Consider the following 22752-nt stretch of genomic DNA (forward strand, 5'->3'; position numbering starts at 1 on the left):
CCACTCGTGTCATCCCCGTTCGCTATCGAATCGACCGATCTCTCGAAACGCTACGGCAGCGAGGTGGCCGTCGAGCGTCTCGACCTCGCGGTCCGTCAGGGCTCCGTCTACGGCTTTCTGGGGCCGAACGGGGCCGGAAAGACGACGACCATCCGAATGCTGGCGACCCTCCTGCGACCCTCCGGCGGCGAAGCGGCCATCGACGGCGTCCCCATCACCGACCGCGACACGGTGCGCGAGCGCATCGGCTACCTCCCCGAGACGCCGCCGCTGTACCCCGAACTCACCGGGCGGGAGCAGTTGCAGTACGTCGCCGGTCTGCGTGACCTCCCGGACGACGAGGCGACCCGGCGCATCGACGACCTGCTCGCCCGGTTCGACCTCGACGAGGACGCCGACAAGCGCGTCTCGACGTACTCGAAGGGCATGAAGCAGAAGGCGGGCATCATCCAGGCCATCCTCCACCGGCCACGCGTGGTCTTCCTCGACGAACCGACCTCGGGGCTGGACCCACGGGCGGCCCGGACCGTCCGCGAGGTCATCTCGGACCTCGCCGCGGAGGAGACGACCGTCTTCCTCTCGACGCACATCCTCCCGGTCGTCGACGAACTCGCCGACACCGTCGGCGTGCTGTTCAACGGTGACCTCGTCGCGGAGGGACCGCCACAGAAGCTGAAACAGCGTGCGGAGACGGGCGACGAGCGGTCGCTGGAGGACGTGTTCCTCGAAGTGACACAGGAGGCCGACCTCCCGGAGCAGGCGGCACACACCGAGTCCCGATGAGCGTCGGGCACGCGGTCCTCGTCGCACGGATGGAGTTGACCCACCGGGTCCGCAAGACGACCGACCGGCCGACCCAGATCGTCGCGCTGGCCGTCGCCGCCCTGTTCGGCGCGATTCCACTGCTCGGAAGCATCGCGGTCGCGTTCGTCGTCGGTCAGGGCATCGCCAGCGGGACCATCACCGACCCCATCTCGACGGCCCGCCTCGCGGCCGCCGTGGTCCCGCTGTTCGTCACGCTCGTCGTCACCCTGCGCGTCGTCCAGACGTCGGGGTCGTTGACCATCGCCGACGGGTTGCTCACGACCGTCTCTCACCGTGAGGCCGTCGGTGGCATCCTCCTCTCGGAACTGGCCATCGTCGCCGTCCTCGTCGGTGTCCCGTCGGTGGGCGTCCCCGTCGCGTTCGCCGTCGGGTCCGGCCAGCCTGCCGCGTTCCCGCTGGTGTTCGTGGCGCTCGTCGTCCTCTCGGTGCTCGGCACGCTGCTCGGGTTCGTCGTCGGACTCGGTCTCCGGAACCTCGTCGCCCGGTCGGAGTTCCTCGCCCGCTACAAGACGGCCATCGGCATCCTGCTGTTCTTGCTCTACTTCGTCGGCATCAGCAGCCAACAGGCGGGGTCGGCCATCTTCCCGGTCGTCGACGCACTCGGGTCGTCGCCGCTCGGCTGGTTCGCCGACCTCGCGCTGTTCGGCCAGGGCGTCGGTGCCGACCCGCTGTCGGCGCTCGGTGCGGTCGTCGTGGGCGTCGTCGCACTCCCCGTCCTCGGTTGGCTGGCGAGTTGGCTGGCCGCGTTGCTGTGGTACACCTCGCCCGTCCAGCCCGAGGAGGAGGAGCGCGAACCGTCACAGATGGGGTCGCTCGCGGGGGTCTCCCGACCGATGGCGCGTATCGCTCGCAAGTCGTGGATTCGTGCCCGCCGCGGTCCGATCCGACTCGTCTACGTCGTCTACCCGCTGTTCCTCCTGTTCCCGTTCGTCCAGGGGGCGGTCGTCTCGGGCGAGGTTCCGACCGCACTCCCGCCGCTGCTGGCGTTCTACGGTGCCTGGGCGGCGGGCGCGGCGTTCTCGCTCAACCCCATCGGCGACGAGGGCCCGGTGTTGCCCGTCACCCTGACGACACCCGTCGCCGGGTCGACGTTCGTCGGCGGACTCTGTCTCGCCGGCGTCGCCATCGGCGTCCCCATCACGCTCGTCCTCGCCGTCGTCACCGGGGTGCTCTCCGGCCTCGGGACGCTCGCGCTGGCGAGCGTCGCGTTGACCGCCGTCGTCCTCCCCGTCGCCGCGACGGGCATCGCCGTCGGCGCGGGCGTCCTGTTCCCGCGTATGGAGTCGGTGGAGGTGTTCCGCGGTGTCGAGACGACGGCCCCGAGTCTCTTCGCGTTCGCGCTCTACTCGCTCGTCCTCTCCATCTCGGGCGTCCCGGTCTCACTCGTCAGCACCCCGTTGACCCGTGGTATCGTCGTCGACGCGACGAACTACGGCGAGAGTGTGGTCGTCGCCGGCGGACTGGTGGCGACGGTAGTGCTCGCCGGTCTCGCGGCGACCGTGGGGTACGTCTTCGCCGTCCGGTCGTTCGACGACTACTACCTGGGGTGAGGGCTCACCAGTAGTTCCGGTAGTAGTACGCGAAGCCCACGACGACCAGCCCGGTGAACAGGAACAGTCCGGCGGTCGGTGCGCTGAAGAAGGCGACCAGCGCCAGCAGGAACGTCCCGACCGCTCCCCACCCGAGAATCCAGTACGCAGCGGCCCTCTCGACGGTCATCGTACGACGAACCGAGCCCGGAAAGAAAGCTGTTTCGACGGGTTCGCCCGCGGCTACGTCCGACTCGCTCTCAGACGACGCGCTCGACGAACCCGTCCCACGAGTCCACGACGAGCGCACCCTCACACGCCGTCGGGTCGCTGTACGGTTGGCGGAACAGCGCGCCCGCCTTCCCGGCCGCCAGTGCGTTCCCGACGTTGCGATGGTAGTCGTCGACGAGTGCGTGGCCCTCCAGGTCGCCTTTGTTGCGGGGGACGTCGTGTTCGTAGCCGTCGTAGGGGATGTCGTGGTCGTCCAGCCACTCGCGGGTCACGTCGTGGGTGTCGGCGGGGCGGTGGGTGGCGATGTGGACCTCGTAGCCCGCGTCACGGAGGCGCTCCATCCCGCGGGCCGCGCCGGGGAGCGGGTCCATCCCGAGCAGGAACCACTCGGTCCGGTCGGCCATCGCGGCGTCGATGAGTTCGCCGACGTGCTGGTCGACGGCCGGGACGTGGTACTGCCACTCGTCGACGGCGGCGGGGTCGAGCGTCACGCCGTGTTCGGCGTCGACGTACTCGACGAGTCGCGGCATGTTGTCACAGAGCGTCCCGTCGACGTCGACGAGGATACGCGCTCCGTCGGGGAGGTTCATGCCCGAAGGCAGGCCGTGGCGAAAAAGTACTCGTCGGTGTCCGTCCGTGGCGTGGACGGTGCCCGTCGTGTCACAGCGCCCCGTCGCGGCGGCCGCACGTTCAGAGTCGCGGAACCACGTCGGCCAGACAGCCCTCCTCCTCGTAGTAGTACGAGAAGTGGTCGGGGACGTAGTCGACGTTGACGTCCTCGTAGTTCGCGGGCGGCGTGCCCTCACAGCCCTCCTCGCCGACGGCGGAGTCGAACTCGGCCGTCGAGTAGAGACCGTTCAGGACGCTGTCGTCGGACTTCCAGAAGTTCGAGAACGACCCGACCGACCGCTCGATGGCGGGGCCGTACTCGCCGTCGGTCGCCACGCTGTCGTTGTCCGCCGCGCCGCCGAGCAGGCTCACCGACCCGAGCGCGTCACGCATCCCCCACGCGTCGAGGGTCTTGGCTGCCTCCAGTACCACTCGCGCGCCCAGCGAGTGAGCGACGTACCGGACCGTCGTGTTCGGGTACTGCTGGCGAACGTCGCGGGTGAACGCGGCGAGTTTCCGCCCGTTGCGCTCGGCGATTTCGGTCGCGGCCCACCAGCTCGTCACCCAGGTGTCGGAGTCGTAGCTGAAACCGATGCCCGGATAGTCGTAGCCTTCGAGTCCGAGGTTCGTCACGCCCGTGTACGCGGTGTCGAGACCACCCTGGTCGTCGTTGAGCCAGCCGTGGGCGAACACGAGCAGTTCGTCCCGGCCGAAGACGCCCGAGAAGTCGCCTGCCGTGTCGTAGTCGGTCGCCGAGTAGCCGTCTTCGAGGACGACCGACCCGTACCACGTGATGTCGAAGTGGCCACGGGTCGTCACCCGCGGGAAGTCACTCGGTGCGGTCTTGCCACCGTCGCCCTTCCCGCCGGCCGTCGCCGTCCCGCTGAGGCCCGCGAGACCGAGCCCCGCCGCACCAGTCGTCGTGAGGAACCGTCGTCGTGACCAGCTGTCGTCGGACATTGACTCACCAACATCCGTCCCGAGGATAAGTGTTTCCAACGTTCGTGATAATGCCATCGGTAGTTACCGGTCGCTGTGGAGGTCGACACTCAGAGCAACGCACCGGGGTTCATGATGCCTTCGGGGTCGAGCGTCCGCTTCATCGAGCGCAGGGCGTCGAGGTACGAGTCGGGAATCTCGCGGTGGTAGTGGTCGCGGTGGACCCGGCCGACGGCGTGGTGGTGGGTGCTTGTCGCGCCGAAGGCGTCGAGCGTGTCCGATGCGGCCTGTTTGATGGGTCGCCACTGCTCCAGTTCGGTCCCCGGTTCCGCGGGCGCGAGCAGCGTGTAGTACGGCGCGGGGCCGTCGGGGTAGACGTGGGTGAACCGACAGGAGAGGAAGCCAGCGCCACACTGCTCGCGCATCGCCGCGCCGACGTTCTCCCGGACCGCCTCGTGCAGGTCGGGAAAGCGGTCCCACGTCACCGCCGTCTCGAAGGTGTCGACGAGGACACCGATGCTGACCAGCGTGTTGAACCGGTAGGGAGCCTCGACGAACGACGAACGCCACTCGCCTTCGGTCCCCGAACGCTCGTCGTCGTCCCCGTCGCCGTCGGCGGTCGCGCCCGTCCCCCCGGCGTCCCCCTCGTGGCTGGGTCCCCGGTGGATGGGGTCGTCCCACTCGCCACCGTGGTCGGCACAGCTGGCGAGCGCGCGCTCCAGATCTCCCGCGGTCGGCCCGTCGAGCGACTCGAAGCCGAGCAGGAGCAGCGAGGACCCGTCGTCGGCCAGTTCGTTGAGCATCGCCTCCGAGGGGTCGAGCAGGCGGCAGTTCGCCGGCGAGAGTCGCGCCTGTACGACCTCACGTGTCGCGGCCACGCCGTCCCAGAAGTCGTCGAACCGGACGGTGGCCCGCGAGCGGTGGCGTGGCCGTGGCTGGACACGGACCCACCCCTCCGTGATGACGCCGAACGCGCCCTCACTGCCGAGCAGGAACCGGTTCGGGTCCGGTCCCGCACCCGAGGCGGGCAGGCGTCTCGTTTCGAGGGGGCCGACGGGGGTCTCCGCCCGGACCGACTCGACGAAGTCGTCGATGTGGGTGTAGCGCGTGGCGAAGTGTCCGCCCGCGCGGGTCGCCACCCACCCGCCGAACGTCGAGAACTCGTAGGACTGGGGGTAGTGACGCAGTTGCAGTCCCTCCTCGGCGAGTTGCGCGTTCAGTTCCGGACCGGTCGCGCCGGCCTGGACGCGGGCCGCCCGCGACGTGTGGTCGATTTCGAGCACCGCGTCGAGTTCGCGCGTGTCGAGCGAGACCACACCGGCGTACCGCGGTGCCGTGCATTCGACACCGCCGACGACGCTCGTCCCGCCGCCGAACGGGACGACGGCGACCTGCTCCTCGCTCGCCCAGAGCAGGAGGTCGGGAATCTCCGAGGCGGCCTCCGGCCGGGCGACGGCGTCCGGTGCGGGGCCGTACTCGCCGTGGAACCCCCGAACGAGGTCGGGGTACCCCTTCCCGTAAGTGTGGCGGGCGCGAGCGTCGGGGTCGGTCGTACAGAAGTGAAACGGCGGGTCGACACGCGACTCGGGAACCTCCGGGTCGTCGTCGGGCATCGAGAGGAGGGGGCGCTCCGGGAAGCCCAGTCGGGTCTCGACCTGCCGTTTCAGGTCGAGACGCTCCGACTCGGTCGGTTCCCGGTCGGCGTGGCCCCACCCCCAGCGACTCAGGCCGGCGTCTGATGACATGGCTCATGCTCTGTCGCCGCCGACAAAACACTGTGGTCCCCGAGCGGCCCGCCGGGTCAGCCGTCCTCGCGGACGGCCTCGTGGGCCGCTCGAACCGCGCCCCCGAGTTCGTCCGGTTCCGCGGGGCCGAACAGGTGCGTCTCACAGGTGCAGTCCGACGCGCCGAGGCCGGTGACGGGTGTGACCCGCTCACCGAGTGCGCCGGCGACTCGACACTCCGCGTCCACGTCGGGCGTCGTGACGGCCGACGCCACGTCGCTGGACGGGTGACCGAGCAGGTAGTCGACGTGCCAGTGGCGCGTCTCGCGCTCCCCGCGTGCGAGTTCGCGGTGGCGCTCGACCCGTGAGAACCCGCCGGGGCCGAGCGCCGTCCCGACGTAGGCGTACGTCCCCGTTGGCAGAGCACGCTCCCCGGCCGCGCCGAACGCGATACGAGCGTCCTCGTCGAGCGTGACGAGGAGCGTGTACGTCCCTCCGCCGTCCATACAGCGCCTCGGTGTGGCGGGCACAAGAGTTCCCCGACGACCTCGGCGAGACACGGGCACAACAGTTTTCACCGAGTGTCGTGCTAGCACGCGTGAGGTGGCGAGTGATGCCAGTACCGGTCTACCCATCGGACGAACCGGAAGACGAGGAGGCACCGGACGGCGAACCGCCGAGACTCCCGCTACGCTGTCCACCGGGCGGGTTCGTGGTCTGTCCCGGTCACTGAGAGGGGACGGCGAGGACCTGTCGGCAGGCCCGCCGTTTACCCACTCTCACGCACTACGGTCGCACGTGCCACAGATAGAACTCCACGAGGAGACGGTCCGACGACTCGACGGCCTGCGAACGGACGGCGAGACGTACGACGACGTGGTCTCGGAACTCGTCAGTATCTACGAGGCCGAGGAACGGTCGATGGCGACCGGCCCCGACGAGTCGGGGTGAGGACTCTCACGGTGGAGGCCGTCGTCGAGGACGTGGTCGAACTGCTCAGTCTTCCTCCTCGAAGTCGAGCGCCACGGAGTTGATACAGAACCGTTTCCCGGTCGGGTTCGGTCCGTCGTCGAAGACGTGGCCGAGGTGGCCGCCACAGTTCGCACAGACGACCTCGGTGCGGACCATGCCGTGGGAGCTGTCTCGCTTCAGTTCGACGCTCCCCTCGGCGGCGTCGTAGAAACTCGGCCAACCCGAGCCCTCGCTGTCGAACTTCGTCCCCGAGTCGAACAGTTCGGTGCCACAGCCAGCACAGACGTAGGTGCCCTCCTCGTCCTTCCCGATGAACTCGCCCGTGAACTTCGCTTCCGTCCCCTGTTCCCGGAGGACACGGTACTCCTCGTCGGTGAGTATCTCGCGCCACTCCTCGTCGGTCTCGGGCAGGTCGTAGGTCTCGGCGTCGGAATCGCTCATGCGCAGTGGTAGGCACCGGAGGCGTATCAATCCGTGGCGGGCGTGGGCACGGCGTACGTCTCCTCGTGTGTGAGTTCGTACGTCGTCTCCAGCGTGTCGCCGGTCCCGAACGTCGCCGACACGTCGAGGCGAACGTCGTCACCCGTGTTCTCGCGGTCGATGCGGAGCGGAAGCGCGATGCCACCGCTCTGGTCGTCGTAGCCGTCGACGGTGACCGTCGCGCCACTGAAGAACGACTGCTCGATGGTCGTCCCGCCGACGAGTGCGCCGGTCGTCCACACCTGGGCACTCGCTCCTCCGGGCCGGGTCGACGGGTCGGTGTCGACCTCGATTCGGTACTCGTCGTGGCGAAGCACGTCGTGGGCGGTCAACACCGTTTTGAGCGACAGGAGACCGTCTTCCCGCCCGAACTCCACGTCCAGCGTGACCCGCTCGGGCGTTCCGACGCGGTACCGATACGAGTGGTTGTACTCGTAGCTGGTCGTCTCGTCGGGCGGACCGAGCGACTCGGTCGTTGCGGAGGTGACACAGCCTGCGAACGGGAGGACGGTGGCCGACCCCGCGGCCACGAGGAACCGGCGGCGGTGCATACCCGTCGTTCTCGGTGGCGGACAAGTATCTTCCGCCCCCGCTCGCCGTCGCCGGCGGAACCGGTCACGGAGGAGGACGACGTCACTCGTCACCCGTCGAAACTGTCGCTGACAGAACGGAACGATGAGTATTGTTATATGGTAGCACGTAACAGTACGAGCTGCGGACGGTGGTCACTGGTCTGTCGACGGTCGATGGCGACGCCGTCGAGCGGGTCGGGCGCGAAGCGTCCGACCGACGGTCGACACTCCCATGCACGGTGGCCACTCTCCGTCTCTTCACGTCGCCCCCCGAGAGACGGTCGTCCGCGAGTCGCTACTCGTCGAGTCGTTCGTACGCCGCGGCGACGAGCAACGGGAGGAACACCGTTGCGTCGCCCTGGACGGTGACGTTCCGGGCGTCTTCGTTCAGCTTCCCCCACGAGCGTGCCTCGTCGAGCGTCGCCCCCGAGAGCCCGCCGGTCGACGGCGAGTCCATCGTGATTTGGACGGCGTAGTCGTACGCACCGGGCGTGACGAGCATCGTCTGGAGCGTGAAGTTCTTCGGGACACCGCCACCGACGAGCAGACAGCCGGCCCGCTCGGCGTCGAACGCGAGGTCCGTCAGCGGCGTCATGTCCTTCAGCGCGTCCAGCGAGAACGCGGCGGTCTGAGAGTACATCCAGGCCTGCAACCCGAGAACGGAGTCCTGCACGGCCGGACAGTAGATGGGGACGTCACACTCGTAGGCGGCCGCTGCGACGCCCGCGTCCTCATCGATACCCTCGCGTTCGTTGACCTCGCCGTTGGCGCGGCCGAGTTCCGCACAGAGCCGTTCGATAGTGACCGTTCCCTCCTCGTCGAGGACGGGGAACACCTCCTCGCGGAGGTGGCTCTCGAACGCGGCGAAGTGCTCCTGTGGGAGGTAGACGTTGTAGATGCGGTCGACCTCCTCGTCGCGCAACTGCTCGTCGTGTTCGCGGGTGGTCTTGCCCTCCTGTCCGTCGCTCCCGTGGTGGTGTTTCCCGCCGATGGCCTCGATGGCGTCGTGGGTGAGGTTCGCGCCCGTCGTCACCAGCGCGTCGACGTGGCCGTCCCGAATCAGGTCCGAGACGACTCGGCGCATCCCGGTGGGAACCATCGCTCCCGCCAGCGAGAGGAAGACGGTACACTCCTCGTCCGCGAGCATCTCGGTGTAGACGTCCGCGGCGTCGTGGACCGCCGCCGCCCCGATACCGGCGTGGCCGTACTGCTCGACCAACTCGCCGACGCTCATCCCGGCGTGGACGCTCGTGTGCCCGATGGGGTCGTGGGCGAACGCCTCGCGGTGCGGTTCGTGGTGCGGGTGGCCGGCCCCGCCGTCCGGCCCGTCGGTCGCGTGGTCCTCGTCGTGGCCGTCGCTCATACGAGGAGTGTGCGGGAGGAGGACTTGAACGCTGGGAACCGCCGTCGGGTCGACTGCGCTCAGCTCAGTCGGGAGACCCGGAGGACGGCCCCCTCGTGTTCGAAGTAGAAGACGCGGCCACCGTCGTTGTAGACCGGGAACTCCTGCATCGCGCCGGTGACGTTCTCGGCGTCGCTCCCTCGGAGGTCGAGTTTCGCGTAGCCGCCGTCGCTCTCGACGGCCTTCGAGAACAGGGGCATCAGCGCGCTCGCGTTCCCGAGGTCGTCGTTCGTGGAGATGACGGTCGCCTCCTCGGGGGCCTCACTGACTACCTCGGCGGAGTAGCTCACGCTCTCGGCGCGGTTGAAGTTGATGGAGCTCCCCAGGTCGCCCAGTCCCATACAGCCCGACGTGACGACGAGACACGCCAACGCGAGACCGAGTGCGAGTCGTGACTGCCTGCGAGTCGACATACGTCCGGTTGAACACTGCGACCCGTATATCTAAGCACCCGTTACACCCGCACGGTGGCTACAGTCCAGTGGGATGGTCGATGCAGGACGTGGTTAACCCCCAGGAGTCGCACGTCTCGGCCAGCGACCGGACCCCGAACGTCTCCGTCGCGTAGTGTCCCGCGAGGAAGACGTGGACGCCCGCCTCCCGGGCCTCGTGGTACACCTGCTGTTTCCCCTCGCCGGTCACCAGCGCGTCGACTCCCGCCTCGGCGGCCTCCCGGAGCCAGTCCGACCCGCTCCCGGTGACGACGGCGACGTCCTCGATTCGGTCCGGCCCGAACGCCAGGTGCTGGACGCCGTTGGTGTCGAGTTCGGCGAGCGACTCCCGGAGGTCGTCGGGAGCGACCGGCGACCGCCGCCCGCGAACACCGATGTGCTCCGGTCCCAACTCGCCGAACGGTCGGCGGTCGCTCAGGTCGAGGTGGTCGGCGAGGCCCGCCGCGTTTCCGAGTTCGGGATGCGCGTCGAGAGGGAGATGCGAGACGTAGAGCGCACAGTCACCGCGAATCAGCGGGGCGATGCGGTCGTACTCTAAGCCCGTCACGCGGTCGAGGCCACCCCAGACGAGGCCGTGGTGGACGAGCAGGCAGTCGGCGTCCCACGCCAGCGCCTCCTCGATGGTCGCCACGGCGGCGTCGACGGCCACGGCGATACGCTCGACGTCGGCCGCCTCGGGCCTCCGGTCGCTATCGCTCCCTGCTCCCGACTCGCCTCGCTCGTCGGGACTACCGCCGGAGCGTCGCTCCGGCGTCGTCGCGTTCGTTCGCTGTCGCTCGCTCACGCGACCCACCTGCAGACCGTTCGGACTGGCGTCTAGGTCGGCGAACGCGTCGGTTCGCAGTTCCTCGTCGAGCCGTCGACAGAGCGCCGAGAGTTCCATGCAGGCACTTGCGGCCCACACGGTTATGAAGGTCCCCGGAGTACGGAGACGGTACCTGCTTCGCAGGTGCGAGCGAACACGAGGTGACACCTTATGGGAAAGTTCAGTAAGGCGTTCCGAGTGTGGCGACGACTCCCACGCGGTGCGAAACGGCGCATCAAGCGGAAAGCACGCAGAGTCTTCGGCCGGGGCCGTCGGTAGGCCCATCCGCTCGTTCTCCGCGACACCGACCGACCAGCGACGGCACCGTCCCCCCGACCGGGTCAGGAGTCGCTCGTGCCGGCAGCGTGAGCGAAGACGAACGCTCTGAGCAGTTTCCCGGCGAGCGTCGCGGCCTGCCCGTCGTCCCGGTCGTTGACCTCCACCACGTCGAACCCGACCGCACGTGGTGCGACCGCACGGACGACGCGGTGCAGCTCGCGGGAGGACAGACCGAACGGCTCCATCGTCCCCGTACCGGGGGCGAACGCCGGGTCCGCACCGTCGATGTCGACGCTCAGGTAGGCCGGGCCGTCGAAGTCGGGCGTCCAGTCGGCCACCGCCTCGGGTGGAACGACGGTGACGTCGGCCTCGCTCGCCCGGTCCCACTCGGCTTCGCTTCCGGTGCGTGCGCCGAGAATCACGGCGCGGTCGGCGTGGTCGAGGACGTGTCTGGTCACCGTCGCGTGGCTCAACGGGTTGCCGTCGTACGCTTCACGGAGGTCGAGGTGGGCGTCGAGACAGACGAACGTGAGGTTCTCGGAGGCGTGTTCGCCGTTCGTGACGGCCTCGACGCCCGCACGGGTGACGGTGTGTTCGCCACCGACGAGGAGCGGCGTCGCGCCGTCGTCGAGGACGTCCGCGAGCGTCCCGCGGAGGAAGGCGAGGTAGTCGCCGGCGTCGTCCCAGGCGTGGACGTCGCCGGCGTCGTGGACCGACAGGTCGGTGAAGCGACTGCCCGTGTGGTGGTCGTAGTCGTCGAAGGTCCGTGAGAAGCGCCGCACGCGGTCCGGACCGAACCGCGTGCCGGGTTGGAACGTCGTCGACACGTCGAGGGGCGCGCCGACGACGACGTACCTGGCGTCGGTACGGTCGGCAGTGGCCCCTGGGAACATGGCCTCAGACGACCTTTCGCTGGTCTTCGTACTGCAGGTACTCGAGTTCGTCGTCCGACGAGGGGTCGAAGTCGTCGGGGATGCGCATCGTGATGGTCTCGTACGTCTCGAGGTCCATCACCTGCATGTCGTTGCCGTCGACGCTGATGACCTGGCCCTGCTTGCGGTCGATGATGGGGACCCAGACCTTCGCGTCGACCGGCTGGGTGAAGTTGCGTTTCTTCGAGTCGAAGACGCCCTTCCCCTCGACGCGAGCCTTGGCGCTGCCGTGCTTGCCCGGTTTCGCGGTGCTGTAGGAGTTGATGACACACGGCGTGTCCTCGATCATGACGTAGCTGCCTTCCTGAAGGTCGCGGACCTCGTTCTGCTGTTTCGCCATACCCGGCGTATCAACCCCGGCGTGATAAACAATTTGAACCGTCCTCGGCCGTGCCTCCGGGGTCGGCGAGCGGCCCGTCGTCGCTCACTCCAACTCGACGCCCGTCACCGCGAGCAGTTCGCGGACGAACGGAGCGTCCTCCGCGAGTCGTGCGACTCCCTCCTCGCGGTCGTACTCGACGATACCCGTGTCGGCGAGCGTCGGGAGGTGGACGTGTCGAAGCGCGACGCCCGTCGCCGTCAGGTCGTCCGCCGACGGGTGGCTCCCGGCCTTGGTGGCCGCGACCCACCGCGCGAGTGTGTCGACGTCCATCGACCCCTCGCGGTGGAGGTAGTAGCAGACGTACCGCCGCTCGTGGTCGGCCAGCACTCGGAGCGTCTCGTCGATGGTCGCCTCTCGGCTGTTGGTGGCGAGAACCTCGTCTGTGCCCATGGCGTCCGGGCCGCTTGGGGGGGAGTCTGACATGCGAGTGCGTGGTGGAGTGGCGACGGTTCGCGCCGTTGTGGGACAGTACGTTCGGAGACGGACGACGGCGTGCCGTGAGGAAGTCGACACGGCGAACCGGCTTAGTTACGTTTGGTACAGTGTCGCTCGATGCAGATAACCCTGCCCCCGGCACTCACACCACGAGACAGTAAAGCTCACCGTTACCGGTCGTCATGGAGGACCGAGTCGACTCGCTGGATGCCCTCCCGAAGCGTCTCCGTCGGGAGACCGAAGCCGATGCGGAACCGGTCGGGATGCCCGAACGTCTCGCCGGGCGCGAGGACGACCCCCTCCTCCTCGACGACTCGTCGACAGAACGCCTCCCCGGATTCGAACCCGTCGGGCACGGTGACGAACCCGTTGACACCGACCGGGTCGTGCCACGACAGGTCGTGGCGCTCGACCCATTCGCGGGTGATGGAACGGTTCTCGGCGGCGACGGTGCGGTTCTCCGCGAGAATCGCCTCGCGCTGGTCGAGCGCCTGCCGGGCGAGGTGCTGACCGAACTGCCCCGGCGAGATGGTGGTGTAGTCCTTCCAGTCCCAGGCGGCGTCGACCACCTCGGCGGGCCCGGCGAGCCAGCCGAACCGCAGGCCGGCCAGCCCGTAGGCCTTGGTCACGCTGGACGTTGAGATGCCGTACTCGCCCATACTCGCCACGGGTGGGAGCGGGTCCTCTGCGAGCAGTCGGTACACCTCGTCACAGAGCAGGTACGCGTCGGCGTCGGCCGCGAGGTCGTACACCGCCCGGACCGTCTCCTCGCTCAGGTAGCGCCCCGTCGGGTTGTTCGGGTTGTTCAGGACGACCAGCGACGTCTCCCGGCGGATGGCGTCGGCGACGCTCTCCACGTCGAGGTCCCACGTCGGTGGGTCGAGGGCCACCGTCGTCACCTCTCCGAGCGACTCGGGCACCGACCGGAGCGACTGGTAGGTGGGGGTGACGACGACGGCGTGGTCGGCGTCGTCGAGGAGCGTGAGGAACACGAGGAGGTTCGCCTCCTGTGCCCCACAGGTACAGCAGACCTCGGCGGCGTCCCGGTCGTACTGCTCGGCGATGGTCGCTCGCAGTTCGGGGTCGCCGTTCGTCGGAACGACGTAGCCCAACTCGCCGACGTCGGTGTCGAAGCGGTCGGCGTCGAGACTCCGGATGCCGCTCTCGGCGAGCATGATGTCGGCGTCGTGTTCGTAGCGAGCGAACCACCGCTCCAGCGCGAACGGTTCGATGTCCATGGAGAGGGCTGCGAGCGGCCGTCACATAACGGTAGCCGCTCGTGGCCGCTCGTCGCCCGCTCGCCGCGACGGCGACTACTCCCGCTCGGGTCGGTCCGACTGTCGGTCGGACGACTCCCCGTCCGGGCGGGTCGAGGCCCGGCCGGTCCGTGTGCGACCCTCGGTTGTCGTCCCCGTTCCCGTGCGCTCGCCGGCCGTCCGACCGTCGGTCGGCGTCCGGTCGCCGCTCGGTCCGCTGGACGTGGCCCCGTCGGTTCCGCCCGTCCCGGCCCTGCCGGCCTCGCCGGGCCCACCGGTCGGCATCGTCGACTGGCCGCCCGACGTCCCCACCGCGCCGTCGAGACCGCCACTGCCGTCCGCCTCGCGTTCGCGCATGCTCTGGCGAGTGAACTGCGGCGTCGTCCGGATACCCCGGTCGTCGCGGAACGAGAGGTACAGGACGACGAGCGTCCCCAGGGCGAACAGCGCCGACACCGCGGCGGCCTGGACCGTCGAGAACGCGTAGAGCAACGCCGTCGAGAGCGTCGTCGCCAGGAGGAACAGGCCGACGACGAGCCGTTTCGCCAACTCCTCCATCACCCGGTTCTCGTCGGAGAGGCGTGTCTTGACCGCGAGGCTGTCCCGGTTGACGGTGTCGAGCGTCGACTCCAGTTTCGGTGGGACACGGACGCTCGACTGCACCGCCTGGTTCACCTCCTCGACGCGGTCCTCGACGAACTGCTGGACCCCGGCCTCGATGTATCCCTCCTCCCGGAGGTAGTCGGTCGCCACGTCGATGAAGTCGAAGTTCGGGTCGAGCGTGACACAGACGCCCTCGACCACCGTCGCCACCCGGAGGACGAGTGCGAGGTTCGGCGGCAGTCTGAGCGGGAACTCGTAGATGGTGTCCTCGACCTGGTTGATGATCTGCTGGACGCGGTACTGCTCGATGTCCTCGCCGCTGGCGTCGGCGATGGCGAGTTCCATCACGTTCGCCATCGTCTCGCGGTCCGCTTCGGGAGAGAGCGTCCCCATCTCGATGAGCGCATCGAGGATGGCGTCGATGTCCTGCTGGGCGATGGCCCCGTAGAACTCGACGATCTTCTCCTGGATGAACGGGTCGACCCGGCCGCTCATCCCGAAGTCGTAGAAGACGAGCGTCCCGTCGTCCTGCACCGCGAGGTTACCGGGGTGGGGGTCGGCGTGGAACACCCCGTCGTCGATTATCATCTGGAGGTAGACCCGCTGGAGCGTCTCGGCCAGTCGCGTCCGGTCGACCCCCAACTCGTCGATGTTCTCGACTTCAGATATCTTCGCCCCGGGGACGTACTCCATCGTCAGGACCCGGCCCGTCGAGCGCTCGTCGACGACCGCCGGGATACGAAGCGCGTCGTTGCCCGCGAAGTTCGACTTTATCTCCTTCAGCATCGCCGCCTCCCGCGTGTAGTTCATCTCCTGACGGATGACGACGGCGAACTCGTCGGCCAGCGTCTCCAGGGAGAACGACTGCGCGGTGTCGACGAAGCGCATCAGGATGGGCAACGAGAACTTGATGACCCGCAGGTCGGCCTCCACCAGGTCCTCGATGTCCGGCCGCCGGACCTTCACCGCGACTCGCTGGCCCTCGTAGTCCGCGAGGTAGACCTGTCCGAGACTCGCGCCGCTGATGGCTTTCGGGTCGAACGCGTCGAACGCGTCGTCTATCGACCCGAGTTCCTCCTCGACGACGACCCGTGCTTCCTCCCACGGCGCGGCGGGCACCTCGTCTTGGAGTTTCGAGAACTCCTGGATGTACTCCGGTGGGAGGACGTCCGGTCGGGTCGACAGCAGCTGCCCGAGTTTGATGAACGTCGGGCCGAGGGTGAGCATCGAGTCGAGCAGTCGCTGGGCCCGCTCGCGGCGGGTCCGGCTGGAGACCTGTCGTGACCCGCCGACGACGAAGAACCGTCGGCGGTCACGGGCGTACGCGAGCAACAGCGGGAGGAACTGGTAGGCGACGACGAAGAACCGTCGGTAGGCGGAGGTCGCCATCTACGGCCTCCCGTCGTCGGCCCGGCCGCTGGCGGGCCGTCTCGCGGTGGACCGTCGGGTGCTCGCGACCCGGTCGGCGGGAGGGAGACCGGTCACTTCTCGTCGATGGGGATGGTCTCGTCGACGCTCGTCTCACGCTTCGGCAGGCGAAGTTCGAGGACGCCGCGGTCCATCGACCCCTCGGCACCGCTCCCCGTGGCGTCGGGGGGCAACAGGAGCGTCGCGTCGAGGAACAGCGAGCGCTCCTCGCTGACGTACTGGAACTCCCGTGGGAGGTCCTTCTCGCGTTGTGCCTCGATACGGAGACGACCGTTGTCGACGCGTGCCTCGACCGTCTCGGCGCTCGCCCCAGGCAGGTCGACGACGACGAGGTAGGCGTCGTCCGACTCCAGCATGTCGGCGAACACCGCGTCGGGGAGGTCTCGCAACGCGTCACGCAGGGCAGACATGCCACGAACTACTCCCGCCGGAGCGAAAAAGCCCCCGGTGAGGGATGTTCACACGCCGGGGTCGCCGGCCTCGCCCCCCGGCGCACCGACTCGTCGGTCACGGGACCACCACGACCCCGAAGAACACCGCGACGGCGACGAAGAACAGGCCGACGAACAGCGGCACGAGCGCGTCCCTGACGACCCGTCGCGTCACCCCGCGGCCGTCGGTGTCCGCGACGACGAACAGGCCGCCGGGTTCGAGTACGGCGTTGACCTCGCCCGCTCGCTCGGAGACGCTCGGGTCGTACCGGACCGTCCCGTAGACGTACACCTGTTCGTCGGGGTCCAGACGACGCTCGAAGTATCGTCGGTCGTCGCCCGTCACGAGTCGAACCCCGGCGAACTCGACGTCCGTGTTCTCGTCGTCGACGCTGTCCTCGGCGTCGATGAACCGCTGGATGGGGTCGGGTGGCCGTTCGCCGCCGTCGACGTCGATTCGTGCGTCCTGTGACAGACGGAAGTCCGCGCCGGCCGGGTAGACGAGGACGCTCCCCGTCTCGTCTTCCACGCGGAACGGGACCTTCTGGACGCCCGACGCTATCTCTACCCAGTCGCTCCCGTCGTCGTCGTGACGCTCCTCCTCGACGCGCCACTCGCAGGCCAGCGACTCGGTCCCCGTAAACGGCGTCGTCACCGTTCCCTCGGCGATACGGGCGCGGCCCTCTACCTCGACGGTCCCCGTCCGGTTGGGGACGTCAGCGACCGGTGTCGGCTCGGTCCGGTGGAGTCGCCACGCGACCCAGAACTCACGGGCCGAGTAGGCGACGACGGCGAGGCCGGCGAGCGCGAACAGACCGAGAACGAGGTACACCGGCGGGAACGGGAGCGACTGGAGGGACATGGCGGTATCGTAGGCGGACGCTCGCCTAAAGCTTCGGTCCGGTGACGGTCACGAGTGCGGAAAGAAGGGTCGTCGGCCGGTCGGTGTCGCCGTTCAGTCGTCGCTCGACTCGTCGTCGCCGTCGAGGTCGACGGTGACCAGTTCGGAGTCACCGGCGTCGAGCGTCACCGTCTCGTGGTCGAGCAGTTCCTGGTCGTCGGCGTTGGCGCGGACGAACGTCGTGTCGTCGCCGGGCAGTTCGTAGCCCGCGAGGGTGAGCGTGACGCCCGCACAGTCGGCGTCCTCGGAGACGCTGACCGTCAGGGTGACGTCGCCGGTGTCGGCGTCGTAGCCGACGGCGTCGTACGTGACTTCACACCCCGCGAGGCTCTCGGTGACCGTCCCGTCGGGGACCGTGTAGCTCCCAGTGACCGTGCCGTCCGCGAGGACGGTCGTCGCCTGGAGCAGTCGGTCTTGCGCCCCGTAGAAGTCGTCCTCGTCGTCGCCGAGCGTCTCGATGACCTCACCGGCCGCGACGTCGATCTGGTAGGCCGGCATCGACGACTCGGCGTCGTTCGAGCCATCCTCGGCGTCCTCGGAGTCTCCGGCGTCGTCGGAGTCGTCAGCGTCGTTTCCGTCCTCGGTGCCGTCGGACTCGTCGCTCCCGTCGTTCTCCTCGCCGTCGTCGCCGTCGTCGCCGTCGTCACCCTCCCCGGCGTCGTCGGTCGTATCAGTGACCGTCACGTCGGCGTTGAGGCGTGCGGCGTCGAAGTAGACGAACTCGAACTCGCTGGAGTCGTACTCGCCGTAGAGGTCGAGTTTCGACTCGCCGGAGTCGACGAGGTCGCTGACGGCCGCGTCGTCGAAGCGCACGACGAGGCTGTTGCCGTTGGCGGTGACCTGTTCGGCGCTGACCGTCTCGTTGTCCGGGGTGGCGAGGACGAACGTCCCCGCGTTCACGTCGGTCAGGTCACCCGGTGCGTCGAACCGGAGGACGACCTTGCCGTTCCCGTCGAGTTCGGCCGTCGCGGCGTCGAGCGTGGTGTCGACGCGCTGCATCCGGCCCTCGACTTCCGGCGAGACGGTCTCTCGCGGTTCGAGGTAGTCGATGACCACTTCGGCGAGCAACTGGCCGCTCTCGGAGATGCGGGTCGCGTTCTCCAGCGGGTAGCTGCTCCCGCCGTTCGCCATGAAGCTGTTGACGGCGACGGCGTACGTCGCGTCCTCGTCGAGTGCCTGCCAGTCGGCCGGTTCGTCCGGACCGTTGGCGTTCACGTAGACGTCACGGATCTGCGGGTCGGCGTCCTCGTGGGGGACCCACTCGAAGCGAACGCCGGAGCTCTGCTGGCTGATCTCCTCGCCGAAGCTCTGGCCCGTCTCGCTCTCCAGCGTGACGACCTGACTGGCGAGGGCCGCTTTCAACTCCGCTCCCGTCAGTTCGACCGTGACGAGCGTGTTGGCGAACGGGAGCGTGCTGAAGATATCGCCGCCCGTGATGTTGCCGGGGCCGTAGACGCCATCCGAGCGGATACCGCCGGCGTTCGTGATGGCGACGTCCGCGTTCGCCTCGTCGCGCATCGCGTCGGTCACGAGGTTGCCGTAGTTCGACTCCTCGTGGTAGTTCGTGGCGAACGTCGCGTCCAGCGGCACGGTCGAGTACGTGACGTTGGTGTCGAGACTCGCGTTCGCGCGATAGCCGTTGATGATGTCGGAGGCGCTCGCGTTCTTCTCGACACCGGAGGTGTTCGTCTGGATGAGCCGCCCCTCCCACGACGTCACGTCGTTCGCGTCGGTGTCGACCGTGAGGTTGAGTTCGCCGAGGAACTGCGCTCGGGCGAGGCCCTCGGTGATGACCGTGTCGGAGGTCTCCTGTGGCGGGTAGTACAGTTCGTCGTCACCGACCGCGATGACGTCGATGGCTCCGTCGTCGGCGTTCGCTAGCTCCTCCGCCTCGGGGATGCCGGTGTGGGCCAGCGCGACGACCACGTCGACGTCCTCCTCCGCTTTCAGCCTCTCGGCGGTGGCCGGGCCGTCCTCGGTGAAGTTCTGGAGCGTGATGCCTTCGGCGGCGAAGTCGATGTTCGTCTTGCCGTAGGTCGCGCCGTAGTCGACCAGACCGATGAAGCCGATGCGCACGCCGTCACGCTCGACGATCTCGTACTCCTGGGTGCCGTCGAACGACTCGCCCGTGCTGGAGTTGACGAGGTTCGTCGCCAGCCACGGGAACTCGGACTCGGCGGTGAAGTTCGACACCTCCGCGAGGCCGTAGTCGAACTCGTGGTTGCCGATGACGTCCGCGTCGGGCTGCAGCAGGTTCAACACGGCCGTCGGAGCACGCCACTGACTCACCGGCGACAGCGGGTGGGGTCCCACCTGGTCGCCCGCGCCGGCCACCACGACGGGGTTGTCGTGGGCCGCTCGGCGTTCGCCGACGAGTTGGACCAGTCGCGGGAAGTCCCCGTCACGCGCCGCCGCCGTCTGGATGTCGTTGTACGTCAGCAGCGTCACCGTCCGTGTCCCGTCGCGCGCGCACGAGTCGTTCGCCGAACCGTTCGTCGAGTCGTTCGCCGTCTCCTGGCCGGCCAGTCCCGCCCCACCGTTCACGGTGGTCGCGGGGTCGGCCGTCGTGTCGACTGCCGCCGCGCCGACCGCCGGGGCGACCCCGGCGACGACGAGACAACACACCATCAGGAACGCAGATACCTGTCGCATCAGTGAGGCTCTCACGTGTCCACGGTTTATGATTAACTAAAGCGGAACTGCTGACGAACGTAATCCTCCGTACTCCTACTGGTCGGGTGCTGTGACTGTCGGTCCCGACTCCCGACCTCGCGTGTCGCTCACGTCGAACGGGCGATACGAGCGGGAGACGTATCAGAAACCGGACCGGTCGGTTCGCGCTCAGTCGAGGCGGACCGGGAGCGACCGGACGCCGTGGAGGAACGAACTGTCGATGGGGTCGAGGTCGTCGCCCCACGCGGGGGTGACCTCGTACTCCGCCCCGAGTTCGCGGAGGGCGACGCTCGCTTCCAGACGGGCCAGCGGTGCGCCGAGACAGTAGTGGGTGCCGTAGCCAAAGCCGAGGTGCTGGTTGGGCCGACGGTCCGGGACGAACGTGTCCGGGTCGGCGAACTGTGCGGGGTCGCGGTTGGCCGCGCCCAGCCAGCAGACCAGCGTGTCGCCCGCCTCGACCCGCTTGCCGTCGATGGTGAGGTCCTCGCGGGCGACGCGGGTCATCGACTGGACGGGCGCGCGGTAGCGGAGCACCTCCTCGATGGCGGTGTCGCGCTGGCCGGCCGCGGGCCAGTACGCCTCCTCGCCGAAGATGCGGACGGCGTTCGTGAGGAGGTTCGTCGTCGTGATGTTGCCCGCGATGAGCAACAGCATACAGAACCCGAGAATCTCCGTCTCGTTCAGGTCGGCGTCGGCCTGGACGATGCGGGTCACCAGGTCCTCGGCGGGGTTCTCCTGGCGGTCGGCGACGAGTTCGCGGAAGTAGTTCGCCAGCGCCATCCCCGCCTCCATCTGCCGTTGCTGGAGGTCGGCGGCGTCGGCCTCCTCCTCGCCGGCGGTCCCCTCCACGATGGTGTCGGACCACTGCTTGAACTGGTCGCGGTCCTCGGCGGGGACGCCGAGCAGCTTGGCGATGACGATGACCGGGAGCGGGTAGGCGAGGGCGTCCACGACGTCTATCACGTCGTCCTCGCGCTCGGCCAGCGCCTCCTCGACGAGTCGCCGGGACTCCTCGGCGATGAACGGTTCGAGTGACTTCACCGCGCTCGGGCGGAAGAACTCGTCGACCACGTCGCGGGTGCGGTCGTGTTTCGGCGGGTCCTGGAACAGCATCGTCTCCAGCAGGAACGCCTGGTCGCCCGCCGGTTGGAACCCGGACGCGTTCCGCGGGTCCACGGAGAACGTCTCGTCGTCGCCGAGCATGCGTTTGACCTCGTCGTAGGAGAAGACGTCCCAACACCCCCGGTCGGGGTCCCAGTGGAGCGGCGACGCCCCACGACGGTCGGCGTACCAGTCGAACGGGTCGAGGCGGCGCTCACGGGCGGCGAGGGCGTCGGGGAAGGTCAACAGCGGGCCTGCGGAACTCATAACCGAACGGTGGCCGCCCGCGTGCTTCAGCGTACCCCCAGTCGGCTTCGGATACTGTCGACGGCCGAGGGACACCGCGACCGGTCACCGGTGTTTTTGCTCTCCCCGTCGGACGGGTGGGTATGACCGACGTGAGCGACGCCGGGTTCAAATCCGTCACGCGGGTCGTCGACGCCCGCCGCCGGTTACTCGACGCGACGACCCCACACGCACGGACGGAGTCGGTGCCCATCGCCGACGCGCCGGGCCGGGCGCTGGCGACGGACGTGACCGCCGCGACGAACGTCCCCCACTACCGCCGCGCGGCGATGGACGGATGGGCGGTCCACGCCAGCGACACGTTCGGCGCGGGCGAGCGCTCGCCCGCCGTCCTCCGTGCGGAGGAGGCGGGCATCGACACCGCCGTCCCCGGCAGCGCCGTCCGGGTCCACACCGGGAGCGCCCTGCCGGACGGTGCGGACGCCGTCGTGATGGTCGAGGAGACCGACCGCTTCGGCGACGACGTGGAGGTGTTCGACGCCGTCGCGGAGGGCGAGAACGTCGCGCCCGTCGGCGAGGACGTGACCGAGGGCCAGCATCTCTACGACGTCGGCCACCAGTTGCGACCTTCGGACCTCGGTCTGCTCCGCTCAACGGGCGTCGAGACGGTCGAGGTGTTCGACCGGCCCGACGTGGCCGTGATTCCGACCGGCGAGGAACTGGTCGAAGCCGACCCCGCTCCGGGCGAGGTCATCGAGACCAACGGACTGACCGTCTCGCAGTTGGTCGAGCGCTGGGGCGGCGAGGCACGCTACCGCGACGTCGTGACCGACGACGAGGACGCACTCGCCGCCGCCATCGAGCGTGACCTCGACGCCGACGTCGTGGTGACCACGGGTGGGTCGTCGGTCGGCGACCGGGACCTGATACCCGACGTGGTCGGTGACCTGGGTGAGACGTTCGTCCACGGCGTCGCGCTCAAGCCGGGCCACCCGTGTGCGCTCGGCGTCGTCGAGGAGACGCCCGTCGTGATGCTACCGGGCTACCCGGTCGCGTGTATCATCAACGCCGTCCAGTTCCTGCGGCCCGCGACGAAGCGTGCTGGCCACCTCCCCGACACCCCCCACCCCACCCGCGAGGCGCGACTCGACCGCAAGATACGCTCGGAACCGGGCGTACGGACCTACGTCCGGGTACGCCTCTCGGAGAGCGAAGACGGGAGAGCGGACGACGCCCCCCGACTCCTCGCCACGCCGACACGAGCCAGCGGGTCGGGGGTCCTCTCGTCGGTGGCGCTCTCCGACGGCTGGGTCGTCGTCCCCGAGTCCCGCGAGGGTATCGCGGAGGGAGAGACGGTATCCGTCGAGGACTGGGAGCGGTTCGTCTAACTACACGGCGGAGAGAAACTATCCTCGATACCCAATTGGTTCTTTGTACGTTCCGGGTGCGAGTTTCTGTGGCTGGCAACATCTGCCACGCGACGCCCCGCCCTGCTCGCCCTCGCTGACCACCGGACGGCGACCGACCGTTCCGACGACCACTATC

The 22752-nt window shown here is 68.6% G+C and carries 23 protein-coding genes; 4 read left to right on the forward strand and 19 right to left on the reverse strand.

What is annotated here, in order from left to right; genetic code table 11:
• Positions 1–6 precede the first annotated feature (6 nt).
• Together GQS65_RS06335 and GQS65_RS06340 are read left to right on the forward strand one after the other, a co-directional pair.
• Complete coding sequence (locus tag GQS65_RS06335; RefSeq protein WP_368279894.1) at positions 7–783, forward strand: ATP-binding cassette domain-containing protein; 777 nt, start codon at positions 7–9, stop codon at positions 781–783.
• Entirely contained in the window at positions 780–2375 is a 1596-nt protein-coding gene (locus GQS65_RS06340) for a hypothetical protein (protein WP_158203827.1), read from the forward strand. Before GQS65_RS06335 ends, GQS65_RS06340 begins: the two co-directional genes overlap by 4 nt.
• Positions 2376–2379: 4 nt before the next feature.
• Here the strand turns inward: GQS65_RS06340 and GQS65_RS06345 are convergent, their stop codons facing one another.
• From GQS65_RS06345 to GQS65_RS06365, 5 genes are all read right to left on the reverse strand, one after another.
• Positions 2380–2544, reverse strand: a complete 165-nt coding sequence (locus GQS65_RS06345) for a hypothetical protein (protein ID WP_158203828.1) — start codon at positions 2542–2544, stop codon at positions 2380–2382.
• Between the two features lie 70 nt (positions 2545–2614).
• Entirely contained in the window at positions 2615–3175 is a 561-nt protein-coding gene (locus GQS65_RS06350) for a 5' nucleotidase, NT5C type (protein WP_158203829.1), read from the reverse strand.
• 100 nt (positions 3176–3275) lie between these two features.
• The gene (locus GQS65_RS06355) at positions 3276–4154 is read right to left on the reverse strand and encodes an alpha/beta hydrolase (RefSeq protein WP_158203830.1); all 879 of its coding nucleotides are present in this window, start codon (positions 4152–4154) and stop codon (positions 3276–3278) included.
• A gap of 89 nt (positions 4155–4243) precedes the next feature.
• Positions 4244–5878 (reverse strand): FAD-binding oxidoreductase, encoded by a 1635-nt coding sequence (locus tag GQS65_RS06360; RefSeq protein ID WP_158203831.1) that lies wholly within the window; start codon positions 5876–5878, stop codon positions 4244–4246.
• A gap of 56 nt (positions 5879–5934) precedes the next feature.
• Positions 5935–6363, reverse strand: coding sequence for a GIY-YIG nuclease family protein (locus tag GQS65_RS06365; protein ID WP_158203832.1), 429 nt, complete (start codon positions 6361–6363; stop codon positions 5935–5937).
• A 292-nt stretch (positions 6364–6655) separates the two neighbouring features.
• Between GQS65_RS06365 and GQS65_RS06370 the strand changes: the two genes are divergently transcribed.
• A complete protein-coding gene (locus tag GQS65_RS06370) occupies positions 6656–6808 on the forward strand; it encodes a DUF7557 family protein (RefSeq protein WP_368279895.1) in 153 nt (50 codons plus the stop codon).
• 45 nt (positions 6809–6853) lie between these two features.
• On the opposite strand, the gene msrB is transcribed toward GQS65_RS06370, so the two are convergent.
• From msrB to GQS65_RS06440, 14 genes are all read right to left on the reverse strand, one after another.
• The gene (gene msrB / locus GQS65_RS06375; RefSeq protein WP_158203833.1) at positions 6854–7270 is read right to left on the reverse strand and encodes a peptide-methionine (R)-S-oxide reductase MsrB; all 417 of its coding nucleotides are present in this window, start codon (positions 7268–7270) and stop codon (positions 6854–6856) included.
• A 26-nt stretch (positions 7271–7296) separates the two neighbouring features.
• Positions 7297–7860, reverse strand: coding sequence for a hypothetical protein (locus GQS65_RS06380; protein WP_158203834.1), 564 nt, complete (start codon positions 7858–7860; stop codon positions 7297–7299).
• A 316-nt stretch (positions 7861–8176) separates the two neighbouring features.
• Positions 8177–9244, reverse strand: coding sequence for a deoxyhypusine synthase (locus tag GQS65_RS06385; protein ID WP_158203835.1), 1068 nt, complete (start codon positions 9242–9244; stop codon positions 8177–8179).
• A 59-nt stretch (positions 9245–9303) separates the two neighbouring features.
• Positions 9304–9696, reverse strand: coding sequence for a hypothetical protein (locus GQS65_RS06390; protein ID WP_158203836.1), 393 nt, complete (start codon positions 9694–9696; stop codon positions 9304–9306).
• Between the two features lie 58 nt (positions 9697–9754).
• A complete protein-coding gene (locus GQS65_RS06395) occupies positions 9755–10618 on the reverse strand; it encodes a Nif3-like dinuclear metal center hexameric protein (protein WP_158203837.1) in 864 nt (287 codons plus the stop codon).
• 263 nt (positions 10619–10881) lie between these two features.
• A complete protein-coding gene (gene speB, locus GQS65_RS06400) occupies positions 10882–11712 on the reverse strand; it encodes an agmatinase (protein WP_158203838.1) in 831 nt (276 codons plus the stop codon).
• 4 nt (positions 11713–11716) lie between these two features.
• Positions 11717–12091, reverse strand: coding sequence for a translation initiation factor IF-5A (locus tag GQS65_RS06405; protein ID WP_158203839.1), 375 nt, complete (start codon positions 12089–12091; stop codon positions 11717–11719).
• Between the two features lie 84 nt (positions 12092–12175).
• On the reverse strand, positions 12176–12556 hold the full coding sequence (locus tag GQS65_RS06410) for a DUF7344 domain-containing protein (RefSeq protein ID WP_158203840.1): 381 nt from the start codon (positions 12554–12556) through the stop codon (positions 12176–12178).
• Positions 12557–12738: 182 nt separating this feature from the next.
• Positions 12739–13806 carry an aminotransferase class I/II-fold pyridoxal phosphate-dependent enzyme gene (locus tag GQS65_RS06415; RefSeq protein ID WP_158203841.1) on the reverse strand — a complete coding sequence of 356 codons (1068 nt, stop codon included), beginning with the start codon at positions 13804–13806 and terminating at the stop codon, positions 12739–12741.
• 75 nt (positions 13807–13881) lie between these two features.
• Positions 13882–15816: an ABC1 kinase family protein gene (locus tag GQS65_RS06420; protein ID WP_158203842.1), complete on the reverse strand. Its 1935-nt coding sequence runs from the start codon at positions 15814–15816 to the stop codon at positions 13882–13884.
• Positions 15817–15908: 92 nt separating this feature from the next.
• The gene (locus GQS65_RS06425; RefSeq protein WP_158203843.1) at positions 15909–16265 is read right to left on the reverse strand and encodes an Hsp20/alpha crystallin family protein; all 357 of its coding nucleotides are present in this window, start codon (positions 16263–16265) and stop codon (positions 15909–15911) included.
• A 97-nt stretch (positions 16266–16362) separates the two neighbouring features.
• Positions 16363–17148, reverse strand: coding sequence for a GIDE domain-containing protein (locus tag GQS65_RS06430; protein ID WP_158203844.1), 786 nt, complete (start codon positions 17146–17148; stop codon positions 16363–16365).
• Positions 17149–17241: 93 nt separating this feature from the next.
• The gene (locus GQS65_RS06435; protein ID WP_158203845.1) at positions 17242–19839 is read right to left on the reverse strand and encodes a bifunctional metallophosphatase/5'-nucleotidase; all 2598 of its coding nucleotides are present in this window, start codon (positions 19837–19839) and stop codon (positions 17242–17244) included.
• A gap of 189 nt (positions 19840–20028) precedes the next feature.
• Positions 20029–21228, reverse strand: a complete 1200-nt coding sequence (locus tag GQS65_RS06440; RefSeq protein WP_158203846.1) for a cytochrome P450 — start codon at positions 21226–21228, stop codon at positions 20029–20031.
• A gap of 122 nt (positions 21229–21350) precedes the next feature.
• Here GQS65_RS06440 and GQS65_RS06445 point away from each other — a divergent pair, with 122 nt between their 5' ends.
• The gene (locus tag GQS65_RS06445; protein ID WP_158203847.1) at positions 21351–22595 is read left to right on the forward strand and encodes a molybdopterin molybdotransferase MoeA; all 1245 of its coding nucleotides are present in this window, start codon (positions 21351–21353) and stop codon (positions 22593–22595) included.
• The last annotated feature ends 157 nt before the right edge of the window (positions 22596–22752 follow it).

The sequence above is a fragment of the Halomarina oriensis genome (genome assembly GCF_009791395.1).
In the GTDB taxonomy this organism is placed as follows: Archaea; Halobacteriota; Halobacteria; order Halobacteriales; family Haloarculaceae; genus Halomarina; species Halomarina oriensis.

Coding starts and splice junctions, on each gene's coding strand:
- GQS65_RS06340 (WP_158203827.1), top strand. CDS start 780: ATGAGCGTCGGGCACGCGGTCCTCGTCGCACGGATGGAGTTGACCCAC.
- GQS65_RS06345 (WP_158203828.1), bottom strand. CDS start 2,544: ATGACCGTCGAGAGGGCCGCTGCGTACTGGATTCTCGGGTGGGGAGCG.
- GQS65_RS06350 (WP_158203829.1), bottom strand. CDS start 3,175: ATGAACCTCCCCGACGGAGCGCGTATCCTCGTCGACGTCGACGGGACG.
- GQS65_RS06355 (WP_158203830.1), bottom strand. CDS start 4,154: ATGTCCGACGACAGCTGGTCACGACGACGGTTCCTCACGACGACTGGT.
- GQS65_RS06360 (WP_158203831.1), bottom strand. CDS start 5,878: ATGTCATCAGACGCCGGCCTGAGTCGCTGGGGGTGGGGCCACGCCGAC.
- GQS65_RS06365 (WP_158203832.1), bottom strand. CDS start 6,363: ATGGACGGCGGAGGGACGTACACGCTCCTCGTCACGCTCGACGAGGAC.
- msrB (WP_158203833.1), bottom strand. CDS start 7,270: ATGAGCGATTCCGACGCCGAGACCTACGACCTGCCCGAGACCGACGAG.
- GQS65_RS06380 (WP_158203834.1), bottom strand. CDS start 7,860: ATGCACCGCCGCCGGTTCCTCGTGGCCGCGGGGTCGGCCACCGTCCTC.
- GQS65_RS06385 (WP_158203835.1), bottom strand. CDS start 9,244: ATGAGCGACGGCCACGACGAGGACCACGCGACCGACGGGCCGGACGGC.
- GQS65_RS06390 (WP_158203836.1), bottom strand. CDS start 9,696: ATGTCGACTCGCAGGCAGTCACGACTCGCACTCGGTCTCGCGTTGGCG.
- GQS65_RS06395 (WP_158203837.1), bottom strand. CDS start 10,618: ATGGAACTCTCGGCGCTCTGTCGACGGCTCGACGAGGAACTGCGAACC.
- speB (WP_158203838.1), bottom strand. CDS start 11,712: ATGTTCCCAGGGGCCACTGCCGACCGTACCGACGCCAGGTACGTCGTC.
- GQS65_RS06405 (WP_158203839.1), bottom strand. CDS start 12,091: ATGGCGAAACAGCAGAACGAGGTCCGCGACCTTCAGGAAGGCAGCTAC.
- GQS65_RS06410 (WP_158203840.1), bottom strand. CDS start 12,556: ATGTCAGACTCCCCCCCAAGCGGCCCGGACGCCATGGGCACAGACGAG.
- GQS65_RS06415 (WP_158203841.1), bottom strand. CDS start 13,806: ATGGACATCGAACCGTTCGCGCTGGAGCGGTGGTTCGCTCGCTACGAA.
- GQS65_RS06420 (WP_158203842.1), bottom strand. CDS start 15,816: ATGGCGACCTCCGCCTACCGACGGTTCTTCGTCGTCGCCTACCAGTTC.
- GQS65_RS06425 (WP_158203843.1), bottom strand. CDS start 16,265: ATGTCTGCCCTGCGTGACGCGTTGCGAGACCTCCCCGACGCGGTGTTC.
- GQS65_RS06430 (WP_158203844.1), bottom strand. CDS start 17,148: ATGTCCCTCCAGTCGCTCCCGTTCCCGCCGGTGTACCTCGTTCTCGGT.
- GQS65_RS06435 (WP_158203845.1), bottom strand. CDS start 19,839: ATGCGACAGGTATCTGCGTTCCTGATGGTGTGTTGTCTCGTCGTCGCC.
- GQS65_RS06440 (WP_158203846.1), bottom strand. CDS start 21,228: ATGAGTTCCGCAGGCCCGCTGTTGACCTTCCCCGACGCCCTCGCCGCC.
- GQS65_RS06445 (WP_158203847.1), top strand. CDS start 21,351: ATGACCGACGTGAGCGACGCCGGGTTCAAATCCGTCACGCGGGTCGTC.